The sequence below is a fragment of the Vibrio sp. SCSIO 43009 genome (assembly GCF_023716525.1).
Taxonomy (GTDB): Bacteria; Pseudomonadota; Gammaproteobacteria; order Enterobacterales; family Vibrionaceae; genus Vibrio; species Vibrio alginolyticus.
Map to the genome: position 1 here is coordinate 1235576 of NZ_CP071842.1, position 24510 is coordinate 1260085.

The 24510-nt window shown below is 44.9% G+C and carries 20 protein-coding genes, 4 tRNA genes and 1 other annotated feature; of the genes, 12 read left to right on the top strand and 12 right to left on the bottom strand.

Translation table 11 applies throughout. The features are described 5' to 3' along the window. Positions 1-35: 35 nt before the first annotated feature. The 8 genes from J4N43_RS05790 to trpL2 form a co-directional block, all read right to left on the bottom strand. The gene (locus J4N43_RS05790; protein WP_005376777.1) at positions 36-731 is read right to left on the bottom strand and encodes a Crp/Fnr family transcriptional regulator; all 696 of its coding nucleotides are present in this window, start codon (positions 729-731) and stop codon (positions 36-38) included. Between the two features lie 196 nt (positions 732-927). After that, the gene (gene trpA / locus J4N43_RS05795; protein WP_053349664.1) at positions 928-1734 is read right to left on the bottom strand and encodes a tryptophan synthase subunit alpha; all 807 of its coding nucleotides are present in this window, start codon (positions 1732-1734) and stop codon (positions 928-930) included. After that, the gene (gene trpB, locus J4N43_RS05800; RefSeq protein ID WP_005445041.1) at positions 1734-2924 is read right to left on the bottom strand and encodes a tryptophan synthase subunit beta; all 1191 of its coding nucleotides are present in this window, start codon (positions 2922-2924) and stop codon (positions 1734-1736) included. Before trpB ends, trpA begins: the two co-directional genes overlap by 1 nt. 64 nt (positions 2925-2988) lie before the next feature. After that, positions 2989-4428, bottom strand: coding sequence for a bifunctional indole-3-glycerol-phosphate synthase TrpC/phosphoribosylanthranilate isomerase TrpF (gene trpCF, locus J4N43_RS05805; protein ID WP_053349665.1), 1440 nt, complete (start codon positions 4426-4428; stop codon positions 2989-2991). 13 nt (positions 4429-4441) lie between these two features. Then, positions 4442-5452, bottom strand: a complete 1011-nt coding sequence (gene trpD, locus J4N43_RS05810; RefSeq protein WP_053349666.1) for an anthranilate phosphoribosyltransferase — start codon at positions 5450-5452, stop codon at positions 4442-4444. Between the two features lie 37 nt (positions 5453-5489). Continuing rightward, positions 5490-6098 (bottom strand): aminodeoxychorismate/anthranilate synthase component II, encoded by a 609-nt coding sequence (locus tag J4N43_RS05815; RefSeq protein ID WP_038889962.1) that lies wholly within the window; start codon positions 6096-6098, stop codon positions 5490-5492. 16 nt (positions 6099-6114) lie between these two features. Further along, entirely contained in the window at positions 6115-7680 is a 1566-nt protein-coding gene (locus tag J4N43_RS05820) for an anthranilate synthase component 1 (RefSeq protein WP_053349667.1), read from the bottom strand. A gap of 126 nt (positions 7681-7806) precedes the next feature. Then, positions 7807-7910, bottom strand: a sequence feature (Trp leader region). After that, a complete protein-coding gene (gene trpL2, locus J4N43_RS05825) occupies positions 7857-7982 on the bottom strand; it encodes a tryptophan operon leader peptide (protein WP_005376787.1) in 126 nt (41 codons plus the stop codon). Its footprint overlaps the feature before it by 54 nt. 95 nt (positions 7983-8077) lie before the next feature. On the opposite strand from trpL2, the gene rnm reads away from it, so the two are divergent. Then, complete coding sequence (rnm, locus tag J4N43_RS05830) at positions 8078-8935, top strand: RNase RNM (RefSeq protein WP_005386777.1); 858 nt, start codon at positions 8078-8080, stop codon at positions 8933-8935. A 59-nt stretch (positions 8936-8994) separates the two neighbouring features. Next, positions 8995-9615, top strand: a complete 621-nt coding sequence (locus tag J4N43_RS05835; RefSeq protein WP_005376791.1) for an L-threonylcarbamoyladenylate synthase — start codon at positions 8995-8997, stop codon at positions 9613-9615. A 93-nt stretch (positions 9616-9708) separates the two neighbouring features. Here the strand turns inward: J4N43_RS05835 and J4N43_RS05840 are convergent, their stop codons facing one another. Further along, entirely contained in the window at positions 9709-10419 is a 711-nt protein-coding gene (locus tag J4N43_RS05840) for a calcium-binding protein (RefSeq protein WP_005376796.1), read from the bottom strand. A gap of 565 nt (positions 10420-10984) precedes the next feature. Here J4N43_RS05840 and rluB point away from each other — a divergent pair. Beyond that, complete coding sequence (rluB, locus tag J4N43_RS05845; RefSeq protein ID WP_005376798.1) at positions 10985-11923, top strand: 23S rRNA pseudouridine(2605) synthase RluB; 939 nt, start codon at positions 10985-10987, stop codon at positions 11921-11923. Positions 11924-12110: 187 nt separating this feature from the next. Here the strand turns inward: rluB and J4N43_RS05850 are convergent, their stop codons facing one another. Together J4N43_RS05850 and efpL are read right to left on the bottom strand one after the other, a co-directional pair. Next, entirely contained in the window at positions 12111-12431 is a 321-nt protein-coding gene (locus J4N43_RS05850; RefSeq protein ID WP_005376800.1) for an HI1450 family dsDNA-mimic protein, read from the bottom strand. A 2-nt stretch (positions 12432-12433) separates the two neighbouring features. After that, the gene (gene efpL, locus J4N43_RS05855) at positions 12434-13000 is read right to left on the bottom strand and encodes an elongation factor P-like protein EfpL (RefSeq protein ID WP_005376801.1); all 567 of its coding nucleotides are present in this window, start codon (positions 12998-13000) and stop codon (positions 12434-12436) included. 194 nt (positions 13001-13194) lie between these two features. Here efpL and J4N43_RS05860 point away from each other — a divergent pair, with 194 nt between their 5' ends. Beyond that, positions 13195-13962: a nucleotidyltransferase family protein gene (locus tag J4N43_RS05860; RefSeq protein WP_158159705.1), complete on the top strand. Its 768-nt coding sequence runs from the start codon at positions 13195-13197 to the stop codon at positions 13960-13962. On the opposite strand, the gene J4N43_RS05865 is transcribed toward J4N43_RS05860, so the two are convergent. Next, positions 13959-16322, bottom strand: a complete 2364-nt coding sequence (locus J4N43_RS05865; RefSeq protein WP_158159704.1) for a DNA polymerase II — start codon at positions 16320-16322, stop codon at positions 13959-13961. The two genes, J4N43_RS05860 and J4N43_RS05865, sit on opposite strands and share 4 nt — an antisense overlap. Before the next feature lie 427 nt (positions 16323-16749). On the opposite strand from J4N43_RS05865, the gene uvrY reads away from it, so the two are divergent. The 8 genes from uvrY to J4N43_RS05905 all read left to right on the top strand — a co-directional run bounded on the left by uvrY (position 16750) and on the right by J4N43_RS05905 (position 24509). Further along, positions 16750-17394: a UvrY/SirA/GacA family response regulator transcription factor gene (gene uvrY / locus J4N43_RS05870; RefSeq protein ID WP_005386783.1), complete on the top strand. Its 645-nt coding sequence runs from the start codon at positions 16750-16752 to the stop codon at positions 17392-17394. A 1-nt stretch (position 17395) separates the two neighbouring features. After that, positions 17396-19228, top strand: coding sequence for an excinuclease ABC subunit UvrC (gene uvrC / locus J4N43_RS05875; protein WP_080773718.1), 1833 nt, complete (start codon positions 17396-17398; stop codon positions 19226-19228). Between the two features lie 46 nt (positions 19229-19274). Then, the gene (gene pgsA, locus J4N43_RS05880; protein WP_005394805.1) at positions 19275-19832 is read left to right on the top strand and encodes a CDP-diacylglycerol--glycerol-3-phosphate 3-phosphatidyltransferase; all 558 of its coding nucleotides are present in this window, start codon (positions 19275-19277) and stop codon (positions 19830-19832) included. 463 nt (positions 19833-20295) lie between these two features. Beyond that, positions 20296-20369 (top strand) — tRNA-Cys (locus J4N43_RS05885). A gap of 37 nt (positions 20370-20406) precedes the next feature. After that, positions 20407-20482 (top strand) — tRNA-Gly (locus J4N43_RS05890). A 77-nt stretch (positions 20483-20559) separates the two neighbouring features. After that, positions 20560-20646 (top strand) — tRNA-Leu (locus tag J4N43_RS05895). A gap of 13 nt (positions 20647-20659) precedes the next feature. After that, positions 20660-20735, top strand: a tRNA-Gly gene (locus tag J4N43_RS05900). Between the two features lie 897 nt (positions 20736-21632). Further along, entirely contained in the window at positions 21633-24509 is a 2877-nt protein-coding gene (locus J4N43_RS05905; RefSeq protein ID WP_025767272.1) for a pyridoxal phosphate-dependent class III aminotransferase, read from the top strand. The last annotated feature ends 1 nt before the right edge of the window (position 24510 follow it).

Consider the following 24510-nt stretch of genomic DNA (forward strand, 5'->3'; position numbering starts at 1 on the left):
ATCGTTAGACAAGACTTACCGTTTGTTGAATGGATCTATTGCTCGAGTTCTTTAAAGTATTCTTCTAAGCGTTTCGGATTGGTAATGGTTACTGAGCCATAGTTTAGCTCTAGCATCCCGATACTTTCTAATCGTTTTAGTATCTTGTGTACGCTTTGACGAGTTAGCCCCATCATGTTAGCGATATGTTCTCTTGTTACCCTGACAACGCATGGTCGAGTATCGATCGCTTGATTAAGTTGGTATTCAGCAAGTAGCAGCAACCTTTTGGCGACTCGTTCTTCAATTCCTCTAATCGCGTCATCTTCGATAACAGAAATAGCAGACCACAAGCGGCGGCTAAGTAAGTCGAGTATAGTGGGGTAACTTTGAGGGTATTTGGCGAGTAATTGGCGAAATTTATCTCCAGGAAGCTCCATTACAGTCACGTCAGAATGCGCGGTCGCACCAAAAATACGAGGCATGCCGGGAGAAAAAACATTGTCTCCAAACCAGCCACCAGCTTCGAAAATCATCAGTGTGACTTCTTTGCCTTTTGAACTAATTGAGTTCACTCTCACTGCACCTTGAGCTATGACCATAAGAGAAGATTGAAGCGCACCTTTATTGCAAATCAGTGCTTTTTCGTCGAAGCAGCGAACCTTAGTCATTTGCGCTGCTTCACTAAGCCCTTTATCTGGCAGCCCTGATAGTACAGGACATTTGGCTAGCAGTGTTTTGACTTCTTCCATGTAGCAACCTTACTGCACATTGCTTTATTGAGTGAGTTAAGTCACCCAAGCTTAACACTCTTTGAGTGCTCTGCTTGAGATAGATTTGGAAAGTGCGGGCGTTGAACAAAAAATGACGTGGTATAAACGCGATAGTAAGAAAACGCCCACTAAACATAATGTTAAGCGGGCGTTGTTGTGTCATATCAAACTGAAATTATTTTTGAGTGGCAGCTTTCATTGCAGAAACGAATTCACCTAGCTTGTCGAGCATAATTTGTGGCTGATCAACGTTCGCTTCAATGATTTTTACCACGGCTGAACCAGAAATTGCACCAGCGGCACCAGATTCTAGTGCTTGTTTCACCTGTGCAGGCTCAGAGATGCCAAAACCAAGTAGCGCTGGTGGCGCATCAAACTGGTTCAGTCTATCGAGCATATGACCCACAGGCATGTTTGCTTTGGTTTCTGCGCCAGTAACACCTGCACGAGAGAGTAGGTAAGTGTAGCCGCCACCTAACTCTGATACTTGCTTCAGTGTTTCATCACTTGCCGTTGGTGGTGCGATGAAGATTGGGTGAATACCAAACTTTTCTGCAGCAGCAACAAATTCGGCACTTTCATTAGTTGGCACATCTGCAATCAAAACAGAATCGATGCCTGCTTTTGCACAACGCTCATAGAAGTTCTCGATACCACGAGAGTAAACAAGGTTCGCGTACATCAGAAGACCAATAGGCAGGTCTGGGTATTTAGCTCGGATCTTACCAATTTGCTCAAAGCAGATATCTGGTGTTGCGCCTGAGTCTAACGCGCGAATGTTAGCGCCTTGGATGGTTGGGCCATCGGCTAGCGGATCTGAGAATGGAATACCAAGTTCAAGGGCATCTGCGCCAGACTCAACCAGTGTTTCCATGATTTTGTAAGATTGCTCTGCGTTTGGATCGCAAACCGTTACGAACGGTACAAATGCGCCTTGGTTCTTTTCGTTTAGGCGCGCAAACATCTTCTCATAACGGCTCATTAGATCGCTCCTTTTTCTTCTAGGATGGCATGTACAGTGAAGATATCTTTATCACCACGACCTGATAGGTTCACAACTAACAATTGTTCTTTTTCTGGATTCTCACGAGCCATACGCAGTGCATGAGCCAGTGCGTGAGAAGATTCTAGAGCAGGGATGATACCTTCGTGACGCGCAATTTCCTGGAATGCTTCTAGTGCTTCATCATCCGTCACGTTGTCATATTCAGCACGGCCAATTGCGTTTAGATGTGCGTGCTGTGGACCAACTGAAGGGAAATCAAGACCAGCAGAAACAGAGTATGACTCTTCTACTTGGCCGTTTGGATCTTGCATCAACGGTGCTTTCATGCCGAAGAAGATGCCCGTTTTACCGTGTTTAAGTGGTGCACCGTGCTGGTCAGTATCGATACCTTTACCTGCTGGCTCAACACCAATTAGGCGAACGCTTTCTTCTTCGATGAAGTCAGCAAACATACCAATCGCGTTTGAACCACCGCCCACACATGCGATAACCGCATCAGGAAGACGGCCTTCACGTGCCAAAATCTGATTCTTCGTTTCTTCACCAATCATGCGTTGGAAGTCACGCACGATGGTTGGGAATGGGTGAGGACCCGCCGCAGTACCTAGTAGGTAATGCGCATCTTCATAAGTTGCAGACCAGTCGCGTAGCGCTTCGTTACATGCATCTTTAAGTGTCGCTGAACCCGAGTGGACAGGAATAACTTCTGCGCCCATTAGCTTCATACGGAATACGTTCGGGCTTTGACGCTCAACGTCTTTTGCACCCATGTAAACGCGACACTTAAGGCCAAGTAGTGCACACGCTAGTGCGGTTGCAACACCGTGTTGGCCTGCGCCTGTTTCTGCGATGATTTCGTTTTTACCCATGCGTTTCGCAAGCAGAGCTTGACCTAACACTTGGTTGGTCTTGTGCGCGCCACCGTGAAGTAGGTCTTCACGTTTTAGGTACAGTTTGGTTTTCGTACCTTTGGTTAGGTTACGAGTTAGAGTCAAAGCCGTTGGACGGCCCGCATACTCTTGAAGAAGCGTCATGAATTCACTGCGGAATTCTGGATCTTCTTGCGCGTCGATAAACGCTTGTTCTAGTTGCTCCAGTGCTGGAACTAGAATTTGCGGAACGTACTGACCGCCGTATTCGCCAAAGTAGGCATTCAGTTTTGCCATCGTTATATTCCTTCTCGTATTTTTCGCTACGAATAGCTTTAAATTTTTTAGCTGATATCCAGCTTTAGTAGTTGCGAATAGCGGTGAATGCCGCGAGCAACTTCTGTGAATCTTTTTTGCCTGGTGCACTTTCTACACCAGAGTTTAAATCTAATCCCAAGCAACCTAGTGTCGCTGCTTGTTGAGCATTTTCTGGCGACAGTCCGCCCGCTAGCATAATTTGACTTGGGTCGCCGATCAGTGACCAGTCGAATACTTGACCAGTTCCGCCAGTTTGAGTGCCAACTTGCGCATCTAATAAATGGCGATCAATGTTGTCTGCTAGCAGTTCTGGCTTGGCATTAGTCACGCCGTAAGCTTTCCAAATTTCTACTGTTGTTGGCAGTTCGGCTTTGAGTTGGTTTACGTAAGCTTGGTCTTCTTGACCGTGCAGTTGCACCGCTTTTAAACCCAAAGAGGTCACGACAGAAGCAACAAAATCGATATCGTGATTTTGGAAAACACCTACGTAGTTCAGTGGAGCACCGCTCATGGTTAAGCGAGCACCTTCAAGGTCAACCGCACGCTTCGACTTCTCGACAAAAATCAGGCCACCAAATACTGCGCCAGCTTGATATGCTTTTGCTGCGTCATCTGGGTGCGTTAAGCCACAGACTTTGTTTTCGCCTAATGTCACTTTACGTACAGCAAGTTCTAGGTTGTCTTCCGCCATTAGTGAACTACCAATCAAGAAGCCGTCTGCGTATTCCGCTAAATCACGAACTTGTTGATGTGTATAAATGCCAGATTCTGAGATTACTGTTGCGTTAGGAGCCAGTTCACGAATGGTCGGTGCCAGTTCTTTAGTACGATTCAAATCAGTACTTAGGTCGCGAAGGTTACGGTTATTGATGCCGATAACGCGTGCGCCTAGCTTAACGGCACGATGAAGCTCTTCTTCGTTGCTGACTTCGGTCAAGATACCCATGTTTAGGCTGTGTGCTGCTTCTTCTAGCGCTTTGTACTCTTCATCATTGAGGACAGACAACATTAGCAAGACAGCATCAGCACTATAATGACGTGCTAAGTAAACTTGGTAGGTATCTACCATGAAATCTTTGCACAGAACCGGTTGCTTGACTTGACCACGCACTTGAGGAAGAAAGTCAAAATTACCTTGGAAGTACTTCTCGTCTGTTAGGACTGAAATTGCATCTGCGTGGTTGTTGTAAACCGATGCAATGTAATCCAAGTCGAAGTGATCACGAATCAAACCTTTAGAAGGAGATGCCTTCTTACATTCGGTGATGAATGCCGTCTTTTCGCCACTCAAAGCATCATAGAAGCTGCGGTCCGATGGCAGCAAATCAGACTGAAATGTGCTTAGCGGTTGACTCACCTTACGGTCTGCTACCCACTGATATTTGTCGCGGACAATTTTCGCCAGTACTTCTGCCATTTCTGCTTCTTTCTTAGAAACGTGTTCAGACAGGTTGTCAGCTTGCTGAGTGTTGAAGTCAGTCATCTTCTTCAATTCCTTAAGCGTGTGCGGCAAGTTGTTGTACCAATTGGTACGCCTTGCCTGAATTCATTGCCTCAATCGCTTGTTGCGTGTTGGCTTTTAAATCTTCGTGGCCGAATAGACGCATTAGCAGAGCAACGTTTACTGCCACTGCGCCCAATTGTGCGTCTGTACCTTTACCCGTCAGAATATTGGTAATGATCGCTTTGTTTTCTTCAGGATCGCCACCTTTGATTGCTTCTAGTGTGTGTGCTTCTAGACCGAAGTCTGCAGGCGTTAGTTTGTATTCTGTGATCTTACCGTCTTTGATTTCGGCAACGGTTGTTTCACCGTGAATTGCTACTTCGTCCAAGCCACTGCCGTGTACTACTGCTGCGCGCTTCATACCCATTTGTAGCATGGTTTCTGCAATAGGACGAACCAGTTCTTCACTGTAAACACCCATCAATTCGATGTTAGGACGAGCAGGGTTAATCAGTGGACCAAGAATGTTAAAGATGGTGCGTGTTTTCATGGTTTGACGCACTGGCATCGCATGGCGCACACCACCGTGGTATTGAGGTGCAAATAGGAAAGCAACACCGATATCGTCTACCGCTTTGCGCGTATCTTCTGCGCTCATGGCTAGGTTGATACCAAATGAATCAAGAAGGTCAGAAGAACCCGATTTGCTTGAAACGCTGCGGTTACCGTGTTTCGCCACTTTTAGACCACATGCTGCAGCAACAAACGCCGCAGTGGTTGAAATGTTGATGGTGTTGTGACCGTCACCGCCAGTACCTACGATATCTGCGAAATCGTAATCTGGACGAGGGAATGGGTTTGCGTTTGCCAGTAGTGCTTTCGCTGCGCCCGCAATTTCATCTGGTGTCTCGCCTTTGATTTTTAGTGCAGTCAGTGCTGATGCCATTAAAATTGGGTCTAGTTCACCACGGATAATGATGTCGAATAGCTGTTGGCTCTCTTCCTGAGTAAGCGATTCTTGCTCGTACAGTTTGGTAATAATAGGGTTGATGATTGCTTCCATATTTCCTCTCCTAAATTTCTTATGTGCCAAGTGCTTTTTAAGCAGTGAGTGGGTTCGCTGAAGTTTGTTCTTCAAGTGCCCATTCAATGGCATTGGCCAACAGTGTTGCTCCGTAGGTCGTCATAATAGATTCCGGGTGGAACTGGAACCCGCAAACTTTATCTTCTTCATGTACAACAGACATTACCAAGTCATCCACTTCTGCTGTGATGGTTAGGCTCTCAGGAACCTTGGTCGCAACCAGCGAGTGGTAACGTGCAATTGCAAGTGGTGATGGTAGGTTTTGGTAAATCGCATGGTCTTGGTGCTCCATCATAGAGACCTTTCCGTGAATGATTTCGCCCGCGCCAGCAACGGTGCCGCCATACGCTTCAACAATCGCTTGGTGACCAAGGCAAATGCCGATCATCGGTACTTTGCCTTTCATGCGTTGGATCAGCTCTGGCATTGATCCTGCTTCTGAAGGAGCACCAGGGCCTGGCGATAGCAGAACCACTGGGTTTTCAAGCTCGTTTACCGCTTGTTCAATGGTTTCTGCTGGGATGTTGTTTCGGTAAATCTTGACTGAGTGACCCAGCGAGCGGAATTGATCCACAAGGTTGTAGGTGAACGAGTCAAAGTTGTCGATAAAAATGATATTAGCCATCTCTGAACCCTATTCCTTATTGTGACTTATGCGCTGCTTGGATAGCAGAGATTACCGCTTGTGCTTTGCCGCGCGTTTCGTCTGCTTCCGCTTGTGGATCAGAGTCGAACACCACGCCTGCACCAGCTTGAACTTGAGCAACACCGTTCTCAACGTACGCTGAGCGAATTACGATACATGTGTCGAGTGTGCCTTCACCAGTTAGATAGCCCACAGCACCGCCGTAGCTACCGCGTCGTGCGCCTTCTACATCGCGAATCAACTGCATTGCACGAATCTTTGGTGCACCAGTGAGCGTGCCCATGTTCATACAAGCTTGGTATGCGTGCAGCGCGTCTAGGTCTTCACGCAGTTGGCCAACCACACGAGAGACCAAGTGCATTACGTGGCTGTAACGGTCGACTTTTAGTAGGTCTGCTACGTGGCGAGTGCCAGCTTGAGCAATACGAGCGACGTCGTTACGTGCTAAGTCAACCAACATCATGTGTTCTGCGTTTTCTTTCATGTCGGTACGCAGTTCAAGTTCAATGCGGCTATCTAGGTCGAAATCGATCTCGCCGTTAGGGCGCTTACCACGGCGACGAGTACCTGCGATTGGGTAGATTTCAATTTGGTTAGTGTCGGTTTCGTACTTAAGCGCACTTTCTGGTGATGCGCCAAACAGAGTGAACAGCTCATCTTGCATGTAGAACATGTAAGGGCTTGGGTTACTTTGTTTCAGTTCTTTGTAAGCCGCTAGTGGAGAAGGGCAAGGTAGAGTGAATCTACGAGATGGTACAACTTGGAATACATCGCCTTTCACTACGAACTCTTTTAAGTCGCGAACAGTTTGGCAGAAGTCTGCATCAGATACGCTAGGTTCTACCGTTACGTCAGCGATTTGTTTTGCACTTGGCAGTAGCTTTGGCGCCGCACACTGAGCGCTGATTTCTGCAATACGAGTCTCTAACGCTGTTTTCTCTGAACCATCAACAAACAACGTCGCTTGAAGCTGGCAAGATTCCGTTTGATGGTCGACAACAAGTAGTGTTTCCGCGACGTAGAAAACGTAATCTGGACACTGATTTGTTGCTTCGGCATTACCAAGCGGCTCAAAGTTTGCGACTAAGTCGTAGGCAAACAGACCACCAAGGAAAATTGCGTGTTTGTCTTGCTGTGAAATATCAAAACTATGCTGAACCAAACGCAGCGCATCGAAAGAAGAGGCTTCACGTAGGCGAGAGTCTTCATCTAACGTGTCGCATGGTTGGTTAAATTGCAAAGTTAGCGTTTCGCCATCGAACTTGCTCTCAACGTCACCACGGATGTTCTGGTTTAGGTGAGACAGTAGGTTTTTACCGTTATTGGTCAAGGCGTGCATGCTAACGGTATGGCCGAAGCAAACAATGCGAACCGCTGAATCTACGATCAGCAGGGATTTTAAATTTTGCTTTGAATCGATCTCAGCAGATTCCAGCAATAGGCTGTCAGTTTTGTTCTCACATAGTGTGTGGAACAAGCGAGTCGGGTCTTGAGTATAAGGGACGGAAGCCGTTAGCACTTCAAGCTGTCCAAGTTTCTTAATTTCAATGGCCTTGTTCACAAGACCTCCTTGTAGCTGTTTAAATCTTCCTGCCGTACATAGTCGCATAAAGCAAACGTTCTCCCAATCTAGAGTTGGCTATATTCGATTAATGTTTAGGCAGTTGAATGTGAAATGAGCAACAAAACAAAAAAGCCCGCTTAAGTAGCGGGCTTTACAACGTTTGGTTCTATAAACTAGAAGTATACGTTTGCCCACCAAGAACTAGTCCAAGTGCGCCACCAAGCAAGATCTGATGAGTTTGCCTTATTAAGACAAACCGCAACTTTCGCTTTTTGGTTTTGGTTAAATTCTTGTAACATGGTGAACCTTAAATTACGTACTTTGTATTTGTGTACTAGTTAACTAGTGCGAGAGTAAAAAGTCAACCCCAAAACGGCATTAAAACGATAAAAATATGAGAATTGATTTACATAGTCACACCACTGCATCGGACGGTCGGTTAGAACCTAAAGATTTAGTGGAAAGGGCGCTGAGTTTTGATATCGAGGTTTTGGCGATCACTGATCACGATACGGTTGACGGTTTGGCGTTAGCTAAGCAATACGTTCAAGATAATAATTTGCCGATAAAAATCATCAATGGCATTGAGATATCGACCGTCTGGCAAAACAAAGACATTCATATTGTCGGCCTGAATATCGATCCGGAAAATGAACAATTATCTGCCCTCATAGAACAGCAGAAGCAGCATCGCATAACACGATCTGAGTTAATTGCAGAGCGACTACAAAAAGCAACTCGAGTAGGTGTGCTTGAAGAGGTAAGGCAAATCGCCGGTGATGCTCCAGTGACAAGAGCGCATTTCGCGAAATGGTTGGTAGATAATGGTTACGCAAAAACCATGCAAATGGTGTTTAAAAAATACCTAACGCGTAATAACCCAGGTTATGTACCACCGAATTGGTGTTCGATGAAGGATGCGGTTGATGCTATCCATGCGGCTGGTGGAATGGCGGTATTAGCGCATCCTGGTAGATATAAGTTGACAGCGAAGTGGATTAAGCGTCTTCTAGCAGCGTTTGTCGAAGCGGGTGGTGATGCGATGGAAGTTGCACAGCCACAGCAAGCGCAACAAGAAAGGCGCAACTTGGCTGATTATGCTATACAATACAAACTATTAGCCTCTCAAGGCAGTGATTTTCACTACCCATCACCGTGGATGGAGCTAGGAAGGAACCTATGGTTGCCTGCTGGCGTCGAACCAGTTTGGAAAGATTGGGGAATAGATCCTTCGTTGAATAATACTCAGTAATACGAAGTCGAGAACCCATAAAAATATAGAGCCGAGAGGCTCGATAATGAGGAATTACAATGAGCCAGTTTTTTTACGTTCACCCAGAAAACCCACAGGCTCGCTTGATTAATCAAGCAGTAGCAATCATTCGTAACGGCGGCGTTGTGGTTTACCCTACTGATTCAGGGTATGCACTTGGTTGTCAGTTGGAGAACAAACAGGCACTGGAACGAATCTGTCAGATTCGTCGTCTGGATGATAAGCATAACTTTACTTTGCTGTGTCGTGATTTGTCGGAGCTTTCTCTCTATGCGCGAGTGGATAACTCTGCATTCCGACTGCTGAAAAATAACACACCAGGTCCTTACACCTTCATCTTCAAAGGCACAAAAGAGGTGCCGCGTCGTTTGATGAATGCAAAACGTAAGACCATCGGTATCCGTGTTCCAGACAATCAAATTGCCTTGGACTTGTTGGAAGCATTAGGTGAGCCGATGATGTCTACGTCGTTGATTCTACCTGGCAGTGACGTAACAGAATCTGATCCAGAGGATATTCGCGATAAACTAGAACATGCGGTTGATGTGATTCTTAATGGCGGTTACCTAGGTGAACAACCTACGACTGTAATTGACTTTAGCGAAGGTGAACCTGTTGTGGTTCGTTTGGGATCTGGTGACCCTGCACCATTCGAATAGTAGACGCACACCACCGTCAAACAAAATAGGAGGCATCGCGCCTCCTATTTTTGTTATCATATCGAATATCTCATTGAACTTAACTGATTGAGGTTAAGCGAAATCGAAAATGTCGATACCATTTTGTTCTGCATAGTTGATGTATGCAGAGCTCACACCGTTTAGTGTCACTTCAACATTGTATTCATCACTTGAGAATACTGCCCAGCCACATTCATTGTAAGATAAAGTCAGATCATCCGCTGAATCCAAGAACGTATCTCGAATGCCATCGTTATCAGTGTCTCGGCCCATATCAAAGACAAGTTTGTCATGGAAAATATTAAAATCGACAATGTCGGCTTTAACATCAATATCGTTGGAAGACACTGGCTGATCAGGTACACCAATAGCCAGGCGGTTTGTAAGCACGAAGGTGTCGTCTCCACAGCCACCGCTCAGTACTGATTCACCATCACCAACAACGAGCGTGTCGTTACCCCAGCCACCACTCAAGTAGTTGTTGCCTGAATAATCAAAAATTGTGTCGTCGCCGCAGCCACCAAAGAGTTTGTCGTTTCCTAATCCGCCGGATAGGAAATCGTTTCCAAAGCCGCCAGAAACAAAGTCGTTACCTCGGCCACCAAGCAAGGTATCATCTCCCCAGCCACCGAAGACAATATCATTACCTCCGTATCCTACAAACTTATCATCACCACAGAAGCCGAAGAAAATATCGGTTGTTTCAGAGCCTTTTGTGCCTGTCATATCGTCATCTTGAGATGTCCCAAAAATCCAATTTAGGTCGAGATTTAGCATAGACATTGTTCTATTCCTTTTTGTCTGATTTATGCCAATCGCCGAGAGTGCAGAGCGAACCTAGAGAGTCAGAGTACACGATAGCATTAGTGTTATTTTTGATGTGAACTAATGACTTAAAGACAATTTTTGTCTTGTTACCCACGACCTTGCTTTGCTATGAGCGCTCATTGTCTGCGGTGATTGGTATTACTTAGCAGCAAACAGGGACGGCTTATTTTTCGTTGCTTTCTAGCAATACGAACAGTAAACACACCCCAAGTGGTTATTGTTGTAACCCTGACAATTTTATCAGGTACCGCGTGGTTAAAGTGGTTCAGGAAGACCGATATTAGTGGGATTCTCGTTGAGCAATGCCTGCTTTAAGTAGTAAAAAAGTTGCAGAATAGGACAAATATTTCGGTCATTTTTGAAGTGAATTTTGGTGTGGAGAATGGCGCCGATTTAGCTTACATTAACTAAGAAAGTTACGTATAATGTCCGACCGAAAAATCCCACTGAAATGGGTAAATAGCAAAATACAGACCAATCCTGGTCTAGACGTCTGTGAAGACGACACATAGGTAGATAAATGAGCGAAAAGTTACAAAAAGTATTAGCACGTGCTGGTCACGGTTCTCGTCGTGAGATTGAATCGTTAATTAAATCTGGTCGCGTTAGCGTGAACGGTGTAGTCGCTAAGCTTGGTGAAAGACTTGAAGACGAGAGCAGCGTAGTTCGTATCGATGGTCACATTGTCTCTGCAAAGATTCAAGAAGAAGTGATTTGTCGTGTACTTGCGTACTACAAACCTGAGGGTGAACTGTGTACTCGTCACGATCCAGAAGGTCGTCGTACTGTTTTTGATCGTCTGCCAAAAATTCGTGGCTCTCGTTGGATTTCAGTTGGTCGTCTGGATGCGAACACTTCTGGTCTTCTACTTTTCACAACGGATGGTGAACTGGCGAACCGCTTAATGCACCCAAGCCGCCAAGTTGAACGTGAATACCTAGTACGTGTGTTCGGTGAAGTAACTGAACAGAAAGTTCGTAATCTAGTAAAAGGTGTTGAACTGGAAGACGGTTTAGCTCGCTTTGAAGATGTTGTTTACGCGGGTGGTGAAGGCATGAACCACACGTTTTACGTTGTTATCAACGAAGGTCGTAACCGCGAAGTTCGTCGACTATGGGAATCGCAAGAGTGTACCGTTAGCCGTCTGAAACGTGTTCGTTACGGCGACATCTTCTTAGACAAGAAACTGCCTCGTGGCGGTTGGATGGAGCTTGACCTGAAAGAAGTAAACTACTTGCGTGAGCTTGTAGAGCTTCGTCCAGAGAAAGAAACCATGCTTGATCTGAACAAAGACAACACGTCACGCAAACGTGAGCGTGCACGCAGCCAAAAAATTCGTCGCGCAGTTAAGCGCCATGAAGAGCGTGTTAACACGCCAAAAGGTCGCAGCAACAACCCTTCTCGTCGTAAGCCGAAGAAGACTGCTGGTGACCAAGGCGCACGCAACAAGCATCGTTAATCGATAGCAAAACATCAGAAAGGCTTGCCAATTCGGCAAGCCTTTTTCTTATCTGTTACATAACAAAAGGGTCTAAAGCCTATATAGAGCAGGGTGCTTTGTATAAACAAATATCTCAGCTAGACGAAAATAACAGATAAAAAAATACCAGCACTAGGCTGGTATCTTTGTTCATGATGAAGAAACGTTAATCGCGTTTCCAAAGCATATGGCAGAACTTATGTTCAGGGTCTCGGCTGATTAGCATACGAGCAAATACGTCATCAAGAACGTCATTTTCCTCATTTACTAGGCCGATACGAACCTCTGCATATACTTCTTTGTCGATCTCGAAGCCAACATGTTCAACCCAGTCATCACCGGTTTCAACAAGTTCTGCGGCACCACGATCTTCAAATTGCGCAGTAAACAGAATCACGTCAGCAGGCTCTAGGTTATCTGGAGCCATCTCAAGGAAAATGTCGTACGCTGCGTCGATGACGTCGTCGTAAGAAATCAAATCAGACATGCTTATGCTCGGCTCATGTATTTACGTTCAGCTGTGTTAATGATAACACGGTCACCAGTTGCAATGTACTCAGGAACCTGGATGACAAGACCTGAAGCGAAGCGTGCTGGCTTAGTGCGAGCAGATGCAGAAGCACCTTTGATTGAAGGGTCAGTTTCTTCAATCACTAGCTCAACAGAAGATGGTAGTTCAATACCCACTGCAGCACCGTTAACAAGGATAATGTGGATACCTTGTGTATCTTCGTTGATGAACAGCATGTCGTCTTCAACTTCATTGTGCTTGAATGTGTATTGTGAGTAGTCTTCGTTATCCATGAAGATGTGCTCATCGCCGTCAGCGTATGAGTACACAACTGCACGTTTGTTCATTTCTACCGTTTCAACAACGTCATCAGACTTGTAACGCTCATCTACACGTGCGCCCGTGTTTAGATCTGTACAACGCATTTTGTAGATTTTAGCGCCGCCACGACCGCCTGGAGTCGTTACTTCGATGTCTTTAACTAGAAGAGTTTTACCATTAGACTCGATTGCGAAGCCTTTTTTGATTTCACTTGCCTTTGGCATTGTATATTCCTATTCATACTTATTAAGCAAAACTCGGTGATTATAGCGCTAAGTTAGCCGCCTAGCATTAAAATTCATTGCAGAAATTTGTTGTTACTCCCATGACTAAACACCTGAATGGACTTGATTCAGTGAGTCGGCTAAGAGAACATATAGCCCAACTTCTTGAACCATCTGAGAACACGTTTTAAGTCATGTCTCTGCCTGTTATCGATCCTAAACAACCATTTCAACCAGAGTTTGCGCCTTTAATTAGGGAAGTCACCGCTTGTCTCAAAGGTGGACTGGGGCAAAACTTACACAGCGTTTATGTATACGGTAGTGTTGCTCGTAAAACAGCGATCGCAGGGAAGTCGAACTTAGACCTGGTTGTCGTTACTCAATCATCCTTTGAGCACAATCGCGCGACTTTGCTCAACACAATTAAGTGGCGTGCGCAGCAGAGTTACCCTCACGTTAATGGTGTATCGGTCCGTACAGCCTTAGTGAGTGAAGTAGCTAATTTAGACAGTATTTTCACTTGGGGCTTTATGCTTAAGCATTGCTGTGTCTGTATTTATGGTGATGATCTAGCAGACTGTTTTGGTGATTACGTCCCAAGTTGGGAAATTGCTAAGCACTGGAATATGGATGTGGCAGATTGGATTACGGTGTATCGCAAAAAAATCGTACAAGCGAAGACGATAGAAGAGCAGGTGGCCGCCCAGCGAGTGATTGCTAAAAAGTTACTAAGAGCGTCATACTCTTTGGTGATGTATCGAGATAAACGTTGGTTTGATGACCCCTTAGAGTGTGGCAAGGTATTCTTAACTTATCATCCTGAAAAGCAGCTTGAGATCGAGCGGCTAGAAATTTTACTTTCTGGCCGGGGGATTCCCAAGCGTTCTGTTATCGGGCTAATTGATGCGTTTGGTGATTGGTTAGTCAAACAGTACCAGAAAACAGAGTTTCGTATCGGCTAAAACAACCCCATTTGTGGCGCTGAAAGCCTGTCAAAGTCCGTCCCAATGAAAGGGAGAATCGCATCCGCAACGGGTTTGAGTTGTTTATCAATGTAATGTTGATAATCAATCGGGCTATTGAGGTACTCATAAGGTTCAGGGCCGTTCACGGTAATAATGTATTCAATTCGCCCTTTGTTTTGATACTGTAATGGGCGGCCAAGCTTGGCATTTATCTCATCGGCTAAACGAGCTGCACGCACTTGTGGCGGGACGTTCTTCTGATACTCATGCAGTTTTCTTCGCAGTCGCTTTTGATACACCAACTGTTCATCAAATTCACCGTTGTTAGTTTTCTCAACCATCTCTCGGACATAGTCGCTTGGATCTTCACCATGGAAAATCATGCTATAGAGTGTATTTTGAAATTTCTGTGCTAACGAGGTCCAGTCAGTACGGGCACTTTCTAACCCTTTAAATACAATCCGTTCTTGCTCTCCTTCACCGATTAAACCCGCATAGCGCTTTTTCGAGCCAGTTTCTGCGCCACGAATCGTTGGCATAAGGAATCTGCGATAATGGGTTTCATACTCGATTTCCAACATAGATGTTAGGTTGTACTCAGAACGCAGGTGTTCTTTCCACCAAGAGTTGATGTAATCAACTAATTGATTTCCAACAGCGTCAGCTTCTACTTGACTGTATGGTCGATTCAACGACACGAATGTGGAATCCGTATCGCCGTAAATCACTTGATATCCTTGCTCCTCAATCAGCACCTTAGTTTGCTTCATGATTTCATGTCCGCGCATGGTAATACTAGAAGCTAACCGAGTATCAAAGAAACGACATCCCGATGAGCCCAGTACGCCATAAAAGGAGTTCATGATGATTTTGATTGCCTGAGAAAAAGCTTTTTCATTGTTCTTCTTTGCCACATCACGTGCTGCCCAAAGCTTTTCAATCATTTCTGGTAAAAAGTGTTTCGTACGATGGAACTGACCACCGCGAAAGCCAGGTACAGCCTGATTTTCTTCTTTTCCAATATCGAGCAATAACCCCTCAACTAAACCCATAGGATCAATCAAGAAAGAGCGAATAATCGATGGATATAGACTCTTAAAATCCAATACTAAAACAGAATCATATAGGTTAGGGATGGAGTCCATCACGTAACCGCCGGGGCTGGCAATCCAATTTTCAGGGTGTAGGTTCGGAGCAACGTAGCCTGCTCGGTGTATCTGAGGCATGTATAGGTTTGTGAATGCTGCAACCGAACCGCCGACACGATCCAGTTCGACACCAGTGAGACGAGAGCGCTCTATTGCAAAGTCGAGCAGGTGAGTGTGATTGAAAATCTTATTCACTAACACGCAGTCTTGTAAATTATATTTAGCCAGCGATGGTTTGTCGGAGCGGTACATACGATTGATCTCATCCATGCGGTCATGAACGTTGTGGATTTCTTTCCCTTCCCCTAAGAGTTCTTGAGATACAGACTCTAATGACCAAGACCGAAAGTGATAAGTCGCCGTTTTTAACGTATCGATACCATCCATCACAACTCGCCCGGGAATGGAGATAAACCCTTGTTGGCTTTGAGATGAACTTCTAAAAAAGCTGGCTTGGTCTGCTCTGCCAAGCATTAGCTTCATGTTGTGCCATTCTGCTCGTTTGTGTAGTAGACGAAAGTCAAAATCAATGACGTTCCAACCGACAATGACATCGGGGTCGAATTGTTTAAACCAAACGATGAGTGCTTCTAGAAGCGCTTTTTCATCCTTAACCCATTGTATCGGTGTCTCCGAAGGTTCTGGTTCTCCGATCATGATAACGCGGGAATCCATGACGCTGTCTAATCCGATTGAGTAAAGAATGCCTTTCTCAGAGCATTCTAGATCTAGCGAGACAACGTTTAACTTCGGCTCATATTGCCCCGAACGGCATTTTGCGCTCTGGACGCGTTGGTAGCCATTGGTGCGAGTCACATTGCCTGTAAACTCGATACTGCCTTTGATAAAACGCTCCATTAGGTAGCGATCGGCGAGGCGAATATCACTTTCATACGTAGTGATATCTTTTTGAGCGAATGTGTCTTTGAGTGCGAGAGCGTCTCTGGTTACATTGGTATAGCAGGCAGCAAGAGGCGTATGTTCAAACGTTTTGAGATCCAAAAGGCGGATGTCGACGAATATGTTTTTTTCTCGTGCGAGTGTCTTTGCTTGCTCTGAGTGTTTCTGAGCGATGAAAAATACTGGCTTCTCACCATTAATAAGTAACTGAGTAGGACCTGCTTCTGTCGAAAGCCACAACTCGATTTGAGTTTGACCTTTGATGTCTCGTGCCTGTCGAGTAAGCAGAAAGCCTTGTTGGATATTCAAATGTGAGAAACCTTAGAAAACTTGAAGAACGTTAGTTTAACACTAAGAACTGTAAAAATAACCAGTAAAGAAAGCGTCTCAAATTTTTGCTGGAATTAGTGATTACAAGTTAGTCTTTGGTGCAAGAGGGACAGTGTCATTTTAAGTTATAGCGTGTTTCTCTGGGCAATATGAAACCTAGTTACTTGATTTATTGTACTTAATGTTGTTAATTGTCTTTTCTTAGATTTCGGTTCTGCTCATCACGCTCTAAAATAATAGAGTGGTTTATGAATAAGTTCTTGCTAAAGTTTGCGTTTCAGCACATATTCATAGAAAGCAATTTTTTGTCGATTACGTTAGTATATAGGCAGTCATACTGATATCCACATTTAACAAATAATGGTTATGTGGGTGCAGAACCAATACAAAGTGTGGAGATACAAGTTTGATAAATGTTTTCCTTGTAGATGATCACGAGCTGGTTCGCACAGGGATACGACGTATTATTGAAGACGTCCGTGGAATGAACGTAGCAGGAGAAGCTGACAGCGGTGAAGATGCAGTAAAATGGTGTCGCAGTAATCATGCTGACGTCGTTTTAATGGACATGAACATGCCAGGAATTGGCGGCTTGGAAGCCACTAAAAAAATTCTTCGCGTGAATCCTGATGTGAAAATCATCGTACTTACCGTTCATACAGAAAACCCGTTTCCAACCAAGGTGATGCAGGCAGGTGCGTCTGGTTATTTAACCAAAGGTGCTGGCCCTGACGAAATGGTGAATGCGATTCGTGTAGTTAATAGTGGGCAGCGTTACATCTCGCCAGAGATTGCGCAGCAGATGGCATTGAGTCAATTTTCTCCAGCCTCTGAGAACCCTTTTAAAGACTTATCCGAGCGTGAATTGCAGATCATGCTTATGATCACCAAAGGCCAAAAGGTAACGGATATTTCTGAGCAACTTAATTTAAGTCCAAAGACAGTCAACAGCTATCGCTACCGACTCTTTAGTAAATTGGACATTAATGGTGACGTTGAGTTAACTCACTTAGCGATTCGCCACGGAATGCTGGACACCGAGACCCTTTAGCGTGAATCCTCCTTTCGATTCGGCTTCCTTTCTCAAGACAGTAACTCATCAGCCCGGCGTTTACAGAATGTACAACGCCGAAGCTGTTGTAATCTACGTAGGTAAAGCCAAAGACCTTAAAAAGCGCCTTTCAAGCTACTTTCGAAAAAAAGTAGACAGTGAGAAAACTCGCGCGCTTGTCAGTAATATCGCCAAAATAGACGTCACGGTGACTCACACTGAGACAGAAGCGCTGATCTTAGAGCATAACTACATCAAGCAGTATTTGCCGAAATACAATGTGTTGCTGCGAGATGATAAGTCTTACCCTTATATCTTTATTAGCGGTCATAAGCACCCACGGCTTTCTATCCACCGTGGCGCCAAGAAGCGCAAAGGTGAATATTTTGGCCCCTACCCAGATTCTGGTGCAGTAAGAGAAACATTGCATTTGCTGCAAAAGATATTTCCTGTGCGCCAGTGTGAAGACACTGTCTATTCTAACCGAACGCGCCCATGTTTGATGTACCAAATTGGTCGCTGTGCAGGACCATGCGTTAATACCATCATTTCTGATGAAGAATATGCAGAGTTGGTTGGCTTTGTGCGAATGTTTTTGCAAGGCAAAGATCAGCAAGTACTCAAACAACTGATCGAGAAAATGGAAGTTGCCAGTCAGCAATTGCGCTTTGAAGATGCCGCTAAATTTCGCGATCAAATCCAAGCGATTAGGCGTGTTCAAGAGCAGCAGTACGTCTCAGAAGACAGCATGGATGATATGGATGTACTCGGGTTTGCTCAGGAGAATGGTATCGCGTGTATCCATATCCTGATGATACGCCAAGGCAAAGTGCTTGGTAGCCGTAGCCATTTTCCGAAAATCCCACAAAATACAAGCCAGCAGGAAGTGTTCGATAGTTTTCTGACTCAATACTATTTGAGCCATAACGAAGCACGTACAATTCCTTCTCGTATTATTTTGAATCAAGAGTTGGCAGAAGATATTGCGCCAATACAGAAAGCGTTAAGTGAAGTGGCAGGGCGTAAGGTTCATTTTCATACGTCGCCAACTGGCTCTCGAGCAAGGTATCTCAAGCTTTCGAACACGAATGCACTAACGGCGATTACCACAAAAATCAATCACAAGATGACGATTAATCAGCGTTTTCATGCGCTTCGCGAAACATTGAAGTTGGAGTCTATAGCTCGAATGGAATGTTTTGATATCTCCCATACGATGGGGGAAAGCACGATTGCGTCATGTGTGGTGTTCAACAACGAAGGCCCCGTAAAGCAAGAGTATCGTCGCTACAACATTACTGGGATTACCGGTGGTGATGATTACGCAGCAATGGGACAAGCGTTGGAGCGCCGTTATTCGAAGCAATTGGACGTAGAGAAAATTCCCGACATCATCTTTATCGATGGCGGTAAAGGTCAGTTAAATCGTGCGCATGACATCATTTCGCAATATTGGGGGGATTGGCCAAAGCGTCCCATCATGATTGGTATTGCAAAAGGCGTTACTCGCAAACCAGGTTTAGAAACGCTGATTACAGTCGATGGGGACGAGTTTCATTTACCAAGCGATGCTCCTGCGCTGCATCTTATTCAACATATTCGTGATGAAAGCCATAACCATGCTATAGCGGGGCACCGTGCTAAGCGAGGTAAAACCAGACGTACGAGTGCACTCGAAGGGATTGAGGGAATCGGCCCTAAACGACGTCAGGCGTTACTCAAGTACATGGGTGGGTTACAAGAACTTAAACGTGCAAGTGTCGAAGAAATCGCCAAAGTACCGGGAATAAGTCACTCTTTAGCAGAAATTATTTTCCAAGCATTGAAACAATAAGGAAAATCGCGCAACATTAAGCCGCAATGTGTAAGAGAATAATAAAATGCGTTTGAATATCCCGAACATTCTGTCTCTTCTTAGACTGTTCCTAATCCCTGTTTTTGTGGTTGTCTTTTATCTACCTTATTCATGGGCACCGTTTGCAGCAGCAATGGTGTTTTGGGTAGCGGGTTTTACTGACTGGCTTGACGGCATGTTGGCCCGTAAACTTGGCCAAACTTCTCGTTTTGGCGCGTTTATTGATCCTGTCGCTGATAAAGTGCTAGTGGCAACGGCATTGATTCTAATCACGGAACATTATCATTCAATTTGGGTGACCATTCCTGCGGTAACGATGATTGCGCGAGAAATCATTATCTCAGCATTGCGAGAATGGATGGCTGAAATCGGTAAGCGAGCGAGTGTTGCGGTATCTTGGGTTGGCAAAGTAAAAACTGTTTCGCAAATGTTCGCCTTATGGGTGTTGATATGGCGTTACGATGAATGGATGGTTTGGCTAGGCTTTGCGGCCTTGTATGTGGCAACTTTCTTGACATATTGGTCAATGATTCAATATTTGGCTGCTGCGAAAGACGATCTGTTGAATGAAGAGCACCATTAAATTCTGATGTTAGAAAGCAGGCTTAATAGCCTGCTTTTTTGTATCTAAGACAATCTACAGCATTTTTTGGCTTCTCTCGCTTTTCAATGCTTGCTAACGGCCATGTTTGCAATTTGTATCTGGGGCTTTTGCTTCGATAGAGTTCTATTTGTGATCTAAGTCTTGTTTTTGTCCTTGGAGAGTCTTAGAGAGGCGAGTCTTCTGATTATTAATACTTCAATGCACGCAACGCACGGCCAGCAGTGTAAGGCGTAGCCAAAGTTTTATGATAAACAAGTGTATTTAAGCGATTTTTAGTATTAAAACTAAGCAATCCATCGTCTTTCGCACAAATTCTAGTCAAACGATTTAAAAAAATAAAAATAGTGTTGACTCGATCGCTCGAATCCGTAGAATGCATCCCGTACCCAAGAGAGCACGGCTCAAAAGGGTTGTGAGAAAGCTTAGCTTTATTCACAAATGAGGCGCCTTGGCAGAGTGGCTATGCAGCGGATTGCAAATCCGTGGACCTCGGTTCGACTCCGGGAGGCGCCTCCATTATTCTTTTGAGAGCGAATGGCTTTCGAGAATAAATGCGACACTAGCTCAGTTGGTAGAGCGCAACCTTGCCAAGGTTGAGGTCACGAGTTCGAACCTCGTGTGTCGCTCCAAGTTTTATTGATATGGCATTAGCGGTATCAGATGGTGTTTTACTTTTCTGTAAAGGCATCACAAAGAATATTTGTGTGCCCTGGTGGTGGAATTGGTAGACACAAGGGATTTAAAATCCCTCGACGTTCGCGTTGTGCCGGTTCAAGTCCGGCCCGGGGCACCATCTCATATTAAATGCGACACTAGCTCAGTTGGTAGAGCGCAACCTTGCCAAGGTTGAGGTCACGAGTTCGAACCTCGTGTGTCGCTCCAGATTTAAGGCCTAACATGAAAATGTTAGGCCTTTTTCGTATTTTTTGAAAATCTCAAACTTCTTTTCTGTCACAGACTTCGTTAAGTAACGAACCCTTTGTCTCATTGACTCAAGTGATTGTTCATTCTGCCATTGCAAAGCATCTTAGCCATTCCTACTAGTCTATGTTTAAACCATCACTTGTGGAGAATAACCACTCTTGCTCCAGGCAAAGCTGTGACGAGAATGCTATCTTTTTAAATGTTCCGGATATAGAAAGGAATGTTTTACGATTAAGTAGCACAACCTTAAACCTCTGTTGGATGAGGTGATGATATCTCAAGAATATTTGTTTAAATAACAGCTGTTTGAGAGAAGGAGAAAAGCATAGCTCATGAATATGAACATGCGAGTTACGATGGGGTATGTTTTGTTGTGATTTACATCACTGTTACTAATATGAAAAATCGTTGCCAGAAGATTTTATTTTGTGATAAATTCGCGCGCAATCTCGGAGCGTAATTAACAACGTTTGATCTCTGGGGGATACGCGTAGTGACCATTCAAGCTGATTGTGACACTGCGTAGGGTAGGTATCGGCAAAGCCTTTTGTCGATAGACGGGATACTAATGCTGTAAACGCGGCATATTAATGGGAAACCCAACATTGAAACCTTTGAATAAACACACACTAATCAGCTTCATACTGCCGAAATGTCCTGTTTTACAAAACGGGTGCATTACAGAACCTTGATTAATCCCTTTTACATATGAAGTCGCGAGTATCGTGGCGGATGATCTGTATTTGTCATTTATGCACTGACAAATGCGGAGGGGTATTCACACCTCCTGTAATTTCATTCTAATGATTATTAATACAGGATACAGAATTATTATAATTCAAGGGATTATGTAGTATGAGCACTGCCTTTGAAGTCGATAGCAATATCGCAAACATTTTTTCGTCTCAGGTTCCTATCGTTGAGGGAACGTATGACTTAACGCCAGATCAAGTATTGATTGATCAGGCTGAGCATGAATCTGAAGTACGTTCTTATCCACGTCGTTTGCCGATCGCAATTAAACAAGCCTTTGGGTGCTTGGTTGAAGATACGCGTGGACAGATCTTTCTAGACTGCCTTGCTGGGGCAGGCACTCTAGCTTTGGGGTATAACCATCCTGAAATAAACCAAGCTCTGAAAGAGCAATTAGATTCAGGACTGCCATATCAGACGCTAGATATTGCAACATCAGTAAAAACGACGTTTATTCAATCTGTTAAGTCTTTTCTTCCTCAAGAGTTAAGCGAGAACAGCGTTATCCAATTTTGTGGCCCGTCTGGAGCTGATGCGGTTGAAGCTGCTATCAAGCTCGCGAAACAGACTACCGGTCGCAACACTATGTTTGCCTTCCGTGGCGCATACCATGGTATGACTAATGGTACGATGGGGATGATGGGTAACTTAGGCACGAAAGCTCGTCGAACTGGTTTGATGTCGGATGTGCACTTTATGCCTTTCCCATACAACCTGCGTTGTCCTTTTGGGCTTGGCGGTGATGAAGGTGCGAAAGCAAGTATTCGTTATATCGATCGTCTTTTAAACGATGATGAGTCAGGCATTATGAAGCCTGCCGCGATTATCGTGGAGCCAGTGCAAGGTGAGGGTGGTGTTGTTCCTGCGCCAGCATTCTGGCTACGAGAGTTACGTCGTATTTGTGATGAACACGGTATCTTACTGATCTTCGATGAGATCCAGTGTGGTGTTGGTAAAACTGGCTACAATTTCGCGTTCGAAGAGTCGGGCATTGTTCCAGATATTCTGTGTTTATCAAAAGCAATTGGTGGTGGTTTACCAATGTCGCTATTGGTTATCAACAAGCAACATGATACATGGAAGCCGGGTGAGCACACAGGTACATTTCGTGGTAACCAGCTAGCCATGGTCTCTGGTGCGAAAGCATTAGAAATTATCCAGCGTGATAATCTTGTTGAGCATGCCAATATTGCGGGTCAGTACTTGCGCTACGGCCTTGAAAGTATTCAAAAGCGTGTGAACTGTATCGCAGAGGTTCGTGGCAAAGGTTTGATGCTAGGCGTGGAGATTAAAACTCCAAACGGTGAGCTCAATAAATTTGGTGAACCTCAAGCGGATAGTGAACTCACACTTTCTATTCAACGCGCAGCACTCGAGCGTGGCTTGATCGTTGAGAAAGGTGGACGCGAAGGCGCAGTAATTCGTTTCCTTCCTCCTCTTATCATCTCGTTTGAGCAAATCGACTTTGCTTTACGTGTATTTGAAGACGCGATTTTAGCCGCTGGCGGTAGTCACATCGAAACTCAGCCACAAGATGAATGGAAGAAGCATTTCATCCACACTGGAGAGATGGGCAGCAATGAATTTGCTTCGGTGATGAATCACACTACTACGGCAATGAAGTCAGTGTTTGAACAAGTGACTGCACCGTATTCAGGTATGGATTCAAAAGCATTGGAAGCAGCGATTCACGACGTTGATCTTGATAATGGAAATGCGCCTCTTAAAACCGTTATCGACGATGCTGCTGAGCTGGTCGCGAAAAACGCAATTTTTACTCAACATCCAGATTGTATTGCTCACCTGCATACTCCACCTTTGATGCCAGCGATTGCGGCAGAGGCAATGATTGCGGCTTTGAACCAGTCTATGGACTCATGGGATCAAGCTTCATCAGCGACTTATGTTGAACAGAAAGTTGTGAACTGGCTATGTGATAAATATGAGTTAGGTGAAAAAGCGGACGGTATCTTCACGAGCGGCGGCACGCAAAGTAACCAAATGGGCTTGATGTTAGCGCGTGACTGGATTGCTGACAAACTCAGTGCACACTCAATTCAAAAGCTTGGCCTTCCTGAATACGCAGACAAGCTACGTATTGTATGTTCGAAAAAATCCCACTTCACGGTTCAAAAATCAGCGTCTTGGATGGGGTTGGGTGAAAAAGCGGTCATGACTGTCGATGCTAATGCCGATGGAACGATGGATGTCACTAAATTAGACGAAGTTCTCAATCAGGCCAAAGCAGAAGGTTTGATCCCATTTGCCATTGTTGGCACAGCGGGCACAACGGACCACGGTGCTATTGATGACTTAGACTTTATCGCCGATATGGCAGCGAAACATGACATGTGGATGCATGTCGACGGTGCATACGGTGGAGCTCTGATTCTAAGTAGCCAAAAAGCGCGTCTGAAAGGTTGTGAGCGTGCACATTCCATCAGCGTAGACTTCCATAAGCTGTTTTACCAAACCATCAGTTGTGGTGCGCTATTGGTAAATGACAAGTCTAACTTTAAATTCCTGCTTCACCATGCAGACTATTTGAACCGCGAACACGACGAACTACCGAACTTGGTGGATAAGTCTATTGCGACAACTAAGCGCTTTGATGCGCTCAAAGTGTTTATGACGATGCAAAGCGTAGGGCCAAAAGCCCTAGGCGATATGTATGATCATTTGCTTGAACAGACGCTTGAAGTGGCGGACATGATTCGAGATAACAAACACTTTGAGTTGTTGGCTGAACCATCACTATCTACGGTTCTGTTCCGCGCGACACATGAATCAGCGGATCTGGATGAACTGAACAAAACGTTGCGCTTAGAAGCGTTAACACGCGGTATCGCGGTATTGGGTGAAACCATTGTCGACGATAAAACTGCATTGAAATTTACGATTTTGAACCCGTGTCTGACGACGGCGGACTTTGAATCTTTGCTCTCAAAAATCAATACGCTAGCGGCAGAGCTAGTTTAAC